At 65.8% G+C, this 11,240-nt stretch carries 12 protein-coding genes; 9 read left to right on the top strand and 3 right to left on the bottom strand.

Annotation, left to right across the window (positions count from 1 at the left end):
* The first annotated feature begins 157 nt into the window (after positions 1-157).
* The 6 genes from C6571_RS01515 (at position 158) to C6571_RS01490 (ending at position 4,150) form a co-directional block, all read left to right on the top strand.
* Positions 158-517: a hypothetical protein gene (locus C6571_RS01515; protein WP_106445134.1), complete on the top strand. Its 360-nt coding sequence runs from the start codon at positions 158-160 to the stop codon at positions 515-517.
* 132 nt (positions 518-649) lie between these two features.
* A complete protein-coding gene (gene aroQ / locus C6571_RS01510) occupies positions 650-1,093 on the top strand; it encodes a type II 3-dehydroquinate dehydratase (RefSeq protein WP_106445133.1) in 444 nt (147 codons plus the stop codon).
* 26 nt (positions 1,094-1,119) lie between these two features.
* Positions 1,120-1,962, top strand: a complete 843-nt coding sequence (locus tag C6571_RS01505; RefSeq protein ID WP_106445132.1) for an alpha/beta fold hydrolase — start codon at positions 1,120-1,122, stop codon at positions 1,960-1,962.
* Between the two features lie 4 nt (positions 1,963-1,966).
* Complete coding sequence (gene arfB / locus C6571_RS01500; RefSeq protein WP_106445131.1) at positions 1,967-2,374, top strand: alternative ribosome rescue aminoacyl-tRNA hydrolase ArfB; 408 nt, start codon at positions 1,967-1,969, stop codon at positions 2,372-2,374.
* Between the two features lie 223 nt (positions 2,375-2,597).
* Positions 2,598-3,428: a dioxygenase family protein gene (locus C6571_RS01495; protein WP_106445130.1), complete on the top strand. Its 831-nt coding sequence runs from the start codon at positions 2,598-2,600 to the stop codon at positions 3,426-3,428.
* Between the two features lie 50 nt (positions 3,429-3,478).
* The gene (locus C6571_RS01490) at positions 3,479-4,150 is read left to right on the top strand and encodes an alpha/beta hydrolase (RefSeq protein WP_106445129.1); all 672 of its coding nucleotides are present in this window, start codon (positions 3,479-3,481) and stop codon (positions 4,148-4,150) included.
* Positions 4,151-4,181: 31 nt separating this feature from the next.
* Here C6571_RS01490 and C6571_RS01485 read toward each other — a convergent pair whose 3' ends face one another.
* On the bottom strand, positions 4,182-4,664 hold the full coding sequence (locus C6571_RS01485) for an Lrp/AsnC family transcriptional regulator (protein WP_106445128.1): 483 nt from the start codon (positions 4,662-4,664) through the stop codon (positions 4,182-4,184).
* A 134-nt stretch (positions 4,665-4,798) separates the two neighbouring features.
* Here C6571_RS01485 and C6571_RS01480 point away from each other — a divergent pair, with 134 nt between their 5' ends.
* On the top strand, positions 4,799-6,067 hold the full coding sequence (locus tag C6571_RS01480) for a methionine gamma-lyase (RefSeq protein WP_106445127.1): 1,269 nt from the start codon (positions 4,799-4,801) through the stop codon (positions 6,065-6,067).
* Here C6571_RS01480 and C6571_RS01475 read toward each other — a convergent pair.
* Complete coding sequence (locus tag C6571_RS01475; RefSeq protein ID WP_106445126.1) at positions 6,009-6,488, bottom strand: Lrp/AsnC family transcriptional regulator; 480 nt, start codon at positions 6,486-6,488, stop codon at positions 6,009-6,011. The genes C6571_RS01480 and C6571_RS01475 overlap by 59 nt on opposite strands.
* 264 nt (positions 6,489-6,752) lie before the next feature.
* Here C6571_RS01475 and mdeB point away from each other — a divergent pair, with 264 nt between their 5' ends.
* Both mdeB and C6571_RS01465 read left to right on the top strand, forming a co-directional pair.
* The gene (gene mdeB, locus C6571_RS01470; protein ID WP_106445125.1) at positions 6,753-9,419 is read left to right on the top strand and encodes an alpha-ketoglutarate dehydrogenase; all 2,667 of its coding nucleotides are present in this window, start codon (positions 6,753-6,755) and stop codon (positions 9,417-9,419) included.
* Between the two features lie 144 nt (positions 9,420-9,563).
* The gene (locus C6571_RS01465; protein WP_106445124.1) at positions 9,564-10,385 is read left to right on the top strand and encodes a DUF3014 domain-containing protein; all 822 of its coding nucleotides are present in this window, start codon (positions 9,564-9,566) and stop codon (positions 10,383-10,385) included.
* A 33-nt stretch (positions 10,386-10,418) separates the two neighbouring features.
* Here the strand turns inward: C6571_RS01465 and C6571_RS01460 are convergent, their stop codons facing one another.
* Positions 10,419-11,240 carry a M90 family metallopeptidase gene (locus C6571_RS01460; RefSeq protein ID WP_106445123.1) on the bottom strand — a complete coding sequence of 274 codons (822 nt, stop codon included), beginning with the start codon at positions 11,238-11,240 and terminating at the stop codon, positions 10,419-10,421.

Below are 11,240 nucleotides of genomic sequence, written 5' to 3'. Positions count from 1 at the left end.
GCATTTTAGGCGGCGCGTTCGTGCGGTTTTACGCATGGAAACAAGCAGTTGTACGCACAGACACACTTTAGACACCCTTTCGTGCCATCCTTTCAGGCATGTGGCGCGTTAAGGCGTCTGAGGGCTGGCAATTGCAGCCAATCTGTTTAACCAGGAGATGCATATGTTCAAGACCGTTTTCAGCAAGCTGGCCGTGGTGGGCTTCGGAGTTGCGCTGGCGGCCTCGGCCGGTGTGGCGCAGGCGCGCGACAACGTGAGCTGGTCCATAGGCGTGGGCGTTCCGGGTGTGGTGGTGGGAGCAAGCAACAACTACTACCCAGGCTATGTGTACCGGGCCCCGGCACCTGTGTATTACGCTCCGCCACCGGTCTACTACGCGCCGCCGCGGCCGGTGTATTACGCCCCGCCCGTGGTGTATTCGCCGCCTCCGTACTATGGCGGCCGTTATTACCGCGATCGGGACGACCGCCGTGGGCATCGCCCCCATCGCCACGGTCATCGGCGCGATCGGGATTGAGCGGAGGTGGCAGGCGATGCCGAGGTGCGGCTTCGCCGTGCCGGTCCGAGCGTCGCATAATTTGCGCTTCACCCGCTTGCGCGCCGGCTTGCAGAATGCACAGCCGCCCGCACCCAGCCTGAAAGCGCATTTGTGTCCACTCTTTTCGTTCTCAACGGCCCCAACCTCAACCTGCTCGGCACGCGTGAGCCGGCGGTTTATGGGCACCACACCCTTGCAGACGTAGAAGCCCTGTGCGCAGCCGCCTGCGCCAAGGCGGGCTTTGCGCTGCGCTTTCACCAGAGCAACCACGAGGGTGCGTTGCTCGATTGGTTGCACGAAGCCGGACGCCTGCACCAGCAGGGCGAACTGGCCGGCGTGGTGCTCAACGCAGGTGCCTACACCCACACCAGCATTGCATTGCACGACGCCATCAAGGGCACGGGCGTGCCGCTGATCGAGCTGCACATCAGCAACGTGTTTGCGCGCGAAGCATTTCGCCACCATTCAACAATCTCCAGCGTTGCGCGCGCCGTGGTCTGCGGCTTTGGTGTGCAGGGCTACGTGCTGGCCATAGAAGGGCTGGCGCGCCTGTGAGCGCGTCCACGCCGGCGCCGACCGCAATGCCCGGTGCGGTGCAGCCACTGATCGACCGCGCCCGGCAGCGCACCACGCCCTGTGGCTCGGGTGAGCTGGTCTGGCATGTCTGGGGCACGGCGCAGCCCGGCGTGGCGCCCCTGGTGATGTTGCATGGCGGCAGCGGCAGCTGGACGCATTGGGTGCGCAACATCGACGCCTTGGTGGCTGCAGGGCGTGAACTGTGGCTGCCGGATCTGCCCGGCTTTGGCGCCTCTGCGCCGCCCCCTTTGGGCACCGATGCCGATGCGCTGGTCGAGCCGCTGCGCGCGGGTCTGCAGGCCTTGCTGGGTGAGCAGCCGGTGGATCTGGTGGGCTTTTCGTTCGGGGGGCTCACCGCCGGGCTGCTGCTGGCGGCGCACCCGGCGCTGGCGCAGCGCCTGGTGCTGGTGGGGGCGCCCGCCATGGGCGTGGTGCCCCAGCGCCAGTTCGAGCTGAAGGCCTGGCGCCATCTGGAAGACCCTGAAGCGCAACGGGCCGTGCACCGCCACAACCTCGCCGCGCTGATGCTGTACGACCCGCAGCAGATCGAGGGCCTGGCCCTGGACCTGCATGTGGCCAACATGCACCAGGACCGCATGCCGGGCCGCCGCCTCGCAGGCACCGACATTCTGGCGCGCTCGCTGCCGCGCATCCCGTGCCCGGTGCACGCCATTTACGGGCGATATGACGCGGTTTACCTCGATTACATGGAGCCGCTCGCAACCGCCTATGCGGCCGCAGCACCGGATTTTCGCGGCATGACGCTGATCGAAGAAGCTGGCCATTGGGTGCAGTTCGAGCAGGCGCGGGACTTCAACGCGGCGCTGCTCGCCGCGCTGGGCGACTGAGTCCATGAAAGCACCGAAACTGCAGGTGGATGAGCGTGAGGTGGAGTTCAACGCCATCCGCGCGCAAGGCTCGGGCGGGCAAAACGTCAACAAGGTGTCGAGCGCGGTGCATCTGCGCTTTGACATTCATGCTTCGTCCCTGCCCGAAGATGTGCGCGAGCGCCTGCTGTCGCGGCGCGATGCGCGCATTTCCGACCAGGGCGTGGTGGTGATCAAGGCGCAGCAGTTTCGCACCCAGCTACAAAACCGCGCCGATGCGCTGGAGCGCCTCAACGCCCTGGTCAACAGCATGGCCGTGCCGCCCAAGGCCCGCCGCGCCACGCGCCCCAGCTACGGTTCGAAGATGCGCCGTCTGGAGGGCAAGAGCCAGCGCAGCGACACCAAGGCGCTGCGCGGCCCGGTGCGGGACTGATTCCATTTCCAAATCATCAGTGACATAGTCGACTTCGCCTTGGCGTGCTACAGCCATGTCTGCAGCTTGCCTTCGCGTCACCAATGATTTGGAAATGGAATGAGCGCAGCGCCCGTCCCGGTCTCGTCGCGCATCCGTGCCAAAGGCCCTTGCCGGGTGGTGGGGGCTTGCGGCGCGCAGCCAAGGGTCTAAAGTGAGAGCCTTGCCCCAACGCGATTTGTCCATGCCGCCTTCTGCTCAGCACACCACCCCGCCGCAGGCCCTTGTGCCGGTGCTGTACGTGTCGCACGGTGCTCCGCTGTTTGCCATCGAAGCCGGGGAGACGGGGCCGGCACTTGCGCGCTGGGGTGCCGCGCTGCGTGCGCAGTTTCCGGAACTGCGTGGCGTGTTGATTCTGTCGCCCCACTGGATGGCGCCCGAGGCCCGTGTGACTCTGACCGAGTGGCCGGAAACCTGGCACGACTTTCGGGGCTTCCCGCCCGAGCTGTATGCATTGCAGTACCCGGCGCCCGGCGCTCCTGCATTGGCCGAGCAGGTGCTTGATTTGTTGCACCAGGCTGAAATCGCGGCGCATGGCGACACGGAGCGTCCCTTGGACCATGGCGCCTGGGTGCCGTTGATGCATTTGTTTCCAGAGGCCGACCTGCCCGTGGTGCAACTGGCGTTGCCACAGACCGCCGGGCCGACCGAGGTTTACGCGCTGGGGGCCGCCCTGCAAGGCTTGTGCAGCGAGGGCGTGCTGGTGGTGGGTTCGGGCAGCATGACGCACAACCTGTCGGAGTTTTTTGGCGGTGAGCGTGGGGCCGCGCCGTATGTACTGGAGTTTGCGCGCTGGATCGAGGCGGCGCTGGAGCGGGGCGACCGGCAGGCGCTGCTCGACTACCGCCGCCAGGCGCCGCATGCACTGCGGGCGCACCCGAGCGAAGACCATTTCTTGCCGCTGTTTTTTGCGCTGGGCGCGGCAGGGCCGGATGCACGCGCCACCTACTTGAGCCGCGAGGTGATGTACGGCATCCTGGCGATGGACGCCTTTGCTTTGCACGTTGCTGCCTGAAGCCGCAAACGGCCTATTTTTTTAATAAAAATCGCCTCTGGCGCTTATCCATGCTGGACTTACCGCTCACTTTTTTGAAGCGTCCTGCCACTTCCAACGCGCCGCGACCGTGGCTGCTGGTGCTGCTGCACGGAGTCGGCAGCAACGAGCAGGACCTGTTTGCCCTGAGCGCGCAGATCCCTGATCGTTACTACGTGCTCAGCCTGCGCGCGCCCTACCGCATGGCGCCGGGAGCGTTTGCGTGGTTTGATTATTCGATCGAACCGGGCGGTGGGCGCCGCATCGACGAGACCCAGGAGGCGGCGAGCCGCGCGCTGCTGGCGCAGGTCGTGGCGAGTGCTTCGGAGCAACTGGACATACCGCCCGAACGCGTACTGGTGGCCGGTTTCAGTCAGGGGGCGTGCATGGCCTTGTCGCTGCTGCTGACGCAGCCCGAACTGATGCGTGCGGCCATCGTCTGGCATGGGCGGCTGATGGAGCAGGCGCTGGCTGCAGCAGCTCCGCCCGATGCACTGAGCGGGCACGCACTGTGGGTGAGCCACGGTACGCACGACGATGTGATTCCCATCGCGCACGCGCAGTCCATCGCGCACCATGTGGCCACGCTGCCGCTGACGCTCACGTACCGCGAGTTTCCCAGCGCCCACGAAATCCGCCCATCTGAGCTGGCCGCCTGTGTGAGCTGGATGGAGAGTCTCAGCGCCAAGCCGACCTCGTTTTAGGGCCTGCTGAACAGGCTGGCCGACCTGCGGGTCAGGCCAGATCCACCGGCAGCGCCACGGTGCGCTTGACTTCCTTGAGCGAAAAGCTGGTGGATATCTCGCGCACCCCAGGGAGATTGCGGATGCGGGTGCGCAAATACTCCGCGAACGTTTCCAGGTCGGGCGCTACCAGCTCGATCTGGTAGTCGTAGCGGCCCGAGAGGTTGTGGCACGACAGGACCTGCGGCAGCGCCAGCACCTCGCGCTCAAAGGCCGCCGTGGTGTCCGCTGTGTGGTTGTGCAAGCCCAACTGCACAAAGCCCAACACGCCATAGCCCACGCGGTGCCGATCCAGGTGCGCGTGGTAGCCGCTGATGACGCCCGATTCCTCCAGTTGCCGCACCCGCCGCCAGCAGGGCGAGGTGGAAAGAGAGACCCGCTCGGCCAGCTCGCCGACGGTGGCGCGGCCGTCTTTTTGCAGCGCGTCGAGCAGGCTGCGGTCGACGGCGTCCAGGGCTGCGGCGGTGTTAAGCATAAATTGCCTCTATGGATAAAAAAATCGGTGAATATTTCCAATATAGCTTCTTTATGTGGGCTAGATAGCGAATTTTTGCCCGGTGATTTGGGAAAGAATTCAATTACCACACACGATACTCAGGAGACAACATCATGGGCAAGGCAGACACACCCACCGGCGGCTTCAGCACCCGCGCCATTCACTTTGGCTACAACCCGGCCGACCACCAGGGAGCCTTGGTGCCGCCGATCTACACCTCGGCCACCTTTGCCTTTCCCGATGTGGGCTACGGCGGGCGCTGCTTTACCGGCGAGGAAAACGGCTACTTCTATACCCGCATTGCCAACCCCACGCTGGCGCTGCTCGAAGGCCGGCTGGCCAGCCTGGAGCAGGGCGTGGGCGCGGTGGTGTTTGGCTCGGGCATGGGTGCCATCACGGCCACGCTGTGGTCCATGCTGGAGCCGGGCGACGAGGTGCTGGCCGACATGACCTTGTATGGCTGCACCTTCGCATTCCTGAACCACGGCCTCGCCCGCTTTGGCGTCAGCGTGCGCCATGTGGACATGACCGACCCGGCCCATGTGGCGGCGGCCTTGTCCGACAAGACTCGCGTGGTCTACCTGGAGTCGCCGGCCAACCCCAACATGCGCCTGGTGGACATTGCAGCGGTGTCGGCCCTGGCCCACGCACGTGGCGCGAAGGTGGTGGTGGACAACACCTACTGCACGCCTTACCTGCAGCAGCCCCTGCTGCTGGGCGCCGATGTGAGCGTGCACTCCATGACCAAATACCTGGGTGGCCACGGCGACCTGACGGCCGGCGCCGCCATCTTTGCCGACGCCGAGCTGGCCCAGCGCGTGCGCCTGTATGGCCTCAAAGACATGACCGGCGCCGTGATGTCGGCGCAAGACGCCCACCTCGTGATGCGTGGCCTCAAGACCCTGGCGCTGCGCATGGATCGCCACTGCCAGAGCGCGCAGACGGTGGCCAACTTCATTGCCGCCCACCCTGCCACCGCCGTGGTGCATTACCCGGGCCTTCCCAGCTTCCCGCAGCATGCTCTGGCCAGGCAGCAGATGCGCCAGATGGGCGGCATGATTGCCTTTGAACTGCAAGGCGGCCTGGAGGCCGGCGTGTGCTTCATGGACGCGCTGCAACTCGTCACCCGCGCCGTGAGCCTGGGCGACGCCGAGACCCTGGCCCAGCACCCGGCCAGCATGACGCATTCGGTCTACACCCCCGAAGAGCGCGCCGCGCACGGCATTTCTGAAGGCCTGGTGCGCATGTCGGTGGGGCTGGAGGATGTGGCAGACCTGCTGGACGACATTGGCCAGGCGCTGGACCTGGCGCATGCGAAAGCGCTCAAGAGCGCGCCGAAAGCGCAGGCAGTGGCAGGGCGGTCTTGTAGCGAACCTGCTTGAGCGCAAAGCTGGAGCGGATCTTCTCGATGCCCGGAATTGGCGAGAGCTGCTCCAGGATGAAGCGCTCGAGTGCCGCCATGTCGGCCACCGCGACGCGGATCAGGTAGTCGCTGTCGCCGGTCATCAGGTAGCACTCCATGACTTCGTCCTGCTCGGCAATGCGGCGCTCGAAATCGGCCAGCGCCTCTTTGTTCTGGGCCTTGAGGCTGATGCTGATGAAGACGTTGAGCCCCAGGCCCAGCGCCGCCGCATTGGCCAGCGCCACATAGCGGCTGATGACGCCAGCAGCCTCCAGCGCCTTGACGCGCGCCAGACAGGGCGAGGGCGAGAGGTGCACGCGCCGCGCCAGCGCCACATTCGAGAGCGAGCCGTCGGCTTGCAGCTCGTGCAGTATGCGCAGATCGACGGTGTCCAGCTTCATATGCTTCAAAGTTTGCTTTTAGCAGCGTATTGTGCTGTTCATGTTCCGCATTGCAGCGCAATCAGCACCACATTTTCCCGATACCTGGGTAGTGTCGTGGGTTGGAAATCCGTCTCGGAAAAGTGCCGGGAATCGCCGCCCTGCCGCGTTGCAAATCCTCGCGATAGCACCGGCTATTGCTGTGGTCTGCGCTTGGCCTGACGACGATTTCGCCGCTTTTCATTTTTCAACGCACTTCCAACCCACGACACCAGAGTCCAAGCCATGAACGCCCTGACGCCCCACGCCATGCTGCAAGCCCCCGACGCTCTTGATGCCGATCCCGAAGAAACGGCAGAGTGGCGCGATGCCTTTCTGGCCCTGGTGGCCACCCAAGGTCCAGAGCGCGCCCGCCACATGCTGCAAGAGCTCGCGCGCCTGGCGCGAAGCGAGCGTGTTGGTTGGCAGCCCGGTCTGAACACGCCTTATGTGAACACGGTGGGCGTGGAACAGCAGGGCGTGTTTCCCGGTGACTTGGCCATCGAAGAGCGGCTCGGCTCCATCATTCGCTGGAACGCGCTGGCCATGGTGGTGCGCGCCAACCAGGCCTATGGCGAGCTGGGCGGCCACATTGCCAGCTACGCCAGCGCGGCGGATTTGTTTGAAAGTGGCTTCAACCATTTCTTCCGCGCCCGCGAAGGGCTGGGCGCGGGCCAGCACCGGGGCGACCTGGTGTTCTTCCAGCCGCACAGCGCGCCGGGGGTCTATGCGCGGGCGTTTCTCGAAGGGGGGCTCTCCGAGCAGGACTTGATGTACTACCGCCAGGAGTTGAGTGCGCCCGCTGCAGGGGCGCACGGCCTGTCGAGCTACCCGCATCCGTGGCTCATGCCGGATTTCTGGCAGTTCCCCACGGGCTCGATGGGCATCGGCCCCATCAGCAGCATCTACCACGCGCGCTTCATGCGCTACCTCACGCACCGCAACCTGCTCGACTGCGCAGGCCGAAAAGTGTGGGGCGTGTTTGGCGACGGCGAGATGGACGAGCCCGAGAGCACCAGCGCGCTCACCCTGGCTTCGCGCGAAGGGCTGGACAACCTCGTCTGGGTGGTCAACTGCAACCTGCAGCGGCTCGACGGCCCGGTGCGCGGCAACGGCCGCATCATCGACGAGCTGGAGCGTTTGTTTGCCGGCGCCGGCTGGAACGTCATCAAGCTCGTCTGGGGCAGCGACTGGGACGGCCTGTTTGCCCGCGACCTCACAGGCGCCCTGGCGCGCGCTTTGGAGGGCACGGTCGACGGCCAGATGCAAACCTTTGCTGCGAAAGACGGGCGCTTCAACCGCGACAACTTCTTCGGCCAGAACCCGGAACTGGCCGCGCTGGCCCAGGGCATGACGGACGAGCAGATCGACCGGCTCAAGCGCGGTGGCCACGACCTGGTGAAAATCCACGCCGCCTACGCCGCAGCCAGCGCGCACAAGGGCCAGCCCACCGTCATCCTCGCCCATACCAAAAAGGGCTACGGCATGGGTACGGCCGGGCAGGGCAAGATGACCACGCACAGCCAGAAGAAGCTTGACGGCGCGGACCTGATTGAATTTCGCAACCGCTTCAACCTGCCACTCACCGACGAGCAGGCCACGGGCCTGGCCTTCTACAGACCCCAGGAAGACAGCGCAGAGATGCAGTACCTGCGCCGCCACCGCCAGCAGCTCGGCGGCTACCTGCCGCGCCGCGAAACCGCATGCGAGGCACTGCCCGTGCCGCCCATCACCAGCTACGCCCAGTTCGCCCTGCAGGCCGATGGCAAAGAGATGAGCACCACCATGGCCTTTGTGCGCATGCTCACGGGCCTGCTGAAAGACGCCACGCTGGGGCCGCGCATCGTGCCTATCGTGGCCGACGAGGCGCGCACCTTTGGCATGGCCAACCTGTTCAAGCAGATCGGTATCTACAGCAGTGTGGGCCAGCGCTATGCGCCCGAGGACATCGGCTCGGTGCTGGCCTACCGCGAGGCCCTGGATGGGCAGATTTTGGAGGAGGGCATCAGCGAAGCCGGCGCCATCGCCAGCTGGACGGCTGCCGCCACCAGCTACAGCGTGCACGGCCTGGCCATGCTGCCGTTCTACATCTACTACTCCATGTTTGGCTTTCAGCGCGTGGGGGACGCCATCTGGGCCGCCGCCGACCAGCGCGCGCGCGGCTTTTTGCTGGGCGCGACTTCAGGCCGCACCACATTGGGCGGCGAGGGCCTGCAGCACCAGGACGGTACCAGCCACCTGGTGGCAGCGACCATCCCCAACTGCAAGGCCTACGACCCGGCCTATGCGGGCGAAATGGCCGTCATCGTCGATGCCGGCATGCGCGAGATGGTGACCGAGCAGCGCGACGTCTTCTATTACGTCACGCTGATGAACGAGAACTACGCCCAGCCTGATCTTCCAGAAGGCGCCGCCGAGGGTGTGTTGCGTGGTTGCTACATTTTCGATAGCTGGAGACGCTTGTCAGATAAGCGCGAGAGGCCAATTTCTTCTAAAAATGTCACCCTGCTGGGTTCGGGCGCCATCCTGACTGAAGTCGTCAAGGCCGCCGAGCTGTTGACGGCCGAGGGTTTGGAGGTGACGGTGCTGAGCGTGACGAGCTGGAGCGAGCTGGCGCGCGACGGCCAGGCCTGTGAACAGCGCGCGCTGGCGGGCGAGGCCGCGCCCGGCGTGCCCTGGGTGACGCAGCAGCTTGCAGAAACCCGTGGCCCGGTGATCGCCGCCACCGACTACGTGCGCGCCGTGCCCGAGAGCGTGCGCGCCTTCATTCCACCAGGCCGCCGCTATCTCACGCTGGGCACCGACGGCTTTGGACGCAGCGACACGCGGGCGGCACTGCGTGAGTTTTTCGGCGTGGACGCGCAATCGGTGGCGAAGGCGGCCCGGTTTGCGCTGCAGAATGGCGGTGCCTGACGGGAGCCAGTGCAGTGAAGCACTGCACTGGCTCCCCTTCGCGTAGAGTGGTGCAGGACACCCTATTGATGCGAAAAGGAAGACGCCCATGTCTGGACAGGAACGAAGCACCTTGACTCCCCCCAAGAGCGCTCGCGCTGGCCCCTGGCCTTGTTGGTCGTGGTGGTCCTGCTGGCGGCAGGGGGCTGGTGGTGGTGGCAGAACCGGACGCAGCCTGTGGTCGTGAGCGCCTCCCCGCCCATCGCAACGCCGGTGGCTGCACCAGCATCCACCCCCGCCTCGGGCCCGCAGAACCTGATCGATGCACTGGCCCCGCCCGATGCGGCGTTGCCGGCGCTGGCCAGTGCCGACGACTACGTCGCGCAGGCAATTGCCGAGTTGCTGGGCCAACGCCAGGTGGCAAGCTTTCTGCAAATCGACGGCCTGGTGCGCCGCGTCGTCGCCACAGTCGACAACCTGGCGCGTGCGCAGGCCCCTGCGGGTATGTGGCCGGTGCAGCCCACGCAAGGTCGCTTTACCGTCCAGGGCGAAGGCGAGGGCCAGCACATCGCGCCTGACAACGCAGCGCGCTACAGCGCGGTGGTGCAATGGGTGGAAACGGTGGATTTGCAGCGCGCCGTGGCGCTGTACGCGCGCCTGTACCCGTTGTTCCAGCAGGCCTACGAAGAGCTTGGCTATCCCGGCCGCTACTTCAATGACCGCCTGGTGGCCGTGATTGACCACCTGCTTGCGGCGCCCGAGCCGGCCGAGCCGGTGCGCGTGCAGCTCACCGAAGTCAAGGGCGAATGGAGCTCGGCCCGCCCCTGGGTGCGTTACGAATTTGCCGATCCGCAACTGCAGGCCTTGTCGAGCGGGCAAAAAATCATGGTACGCGTGGGTTTGGTGAACGAACGGCGCTTGAAGGCGCGGCTGAGGGCGCTGCGGGCCCTGGTGGCTACTGGTGCGGTGGCCAAAGCCAAGCCTTGAGCCTCCTTCCCCGTTTGCAGGGAAGGTCCGGTATCACGCCGGGCGTTTGAAAAACCCGTCCAGCGCCGGCATGAGCGAGGGAAACTCCAGCGCAAAGCGTTCGCGGTTCACGAAATAGGCCTCGCAGGCCACGGCAAAGAACTCTGCGGGCGCCGTGGCGCCGTAGGCATCCAGCCAGGGCCGCTCGGCGCCAAAGCGTTCGGCCTTGACCACCGCTTCACGGAAATCGGCATACGCCGGCTTCCACGCGGCCTGCCAGGCCGCCAGCGCCGCGCGCGGGCCACGCGTGCCCAGCAGGCCGCGCGGCAGGGGCGGGCAGCCGTTGGCGTGGCCGTTCTGCATGTCGATCTTGTGGACGAATTCGTGCACCACCACGTTGCTGCCATGGCCTGCGCTCGTGCTGCCTTCGGCCACGTGTCTCCAACTGAGCATCACCGGCCCGCGCTCCATGGCTTCGCCCGCCAGGACCTCGGTGTATTGGTGCACCACGCCGGCGGCGTCCATGCTCTCGCGGCGTGCGACGGCCTCGCCGGGGTGCACCACGATGGTGACGAAGTCGTCGTACCAGGCGAGCGCCTCGTGCGGATCGCCCCAGTGCAGCAGGGGCAGGCAGGCCTGCGCAGCAATGTCGATGGCCATGGCGTCGGTCACCTCCAGGCCGTGGGCGCCGTGGAATTCCTTGCCATCCAGAAACAGCGCCGCCAGGGCACGCAGCTTGGCCTGCTGTGCGAGCGGCAGTGCGGCGAGAAAGGGGTAGCGCCCCAGGGTCTGGAGCCACAGCTCGGCCGAGATGTCGGGCACCGGGGCCAGGGTGGCGCGCAGGCTGCTGCGCAGGCGGTTGAAGAAGGGAACCAT

It is taken from the genome of Simplicispira suum (assembly GCF_003008595.1).
Classification (GTDB): Bacteria; Pseudomonadota; Gammaproteobacteria; order Burkholderiales; family Burkholderiaceae_C; genus Simplicispira; species Simplicispira suum.
The sequence above is the reverse complement of the archived record's forward strand: the minus strand, read 5'-3'. Positions and strand labels throughout refer to the sequence as shown.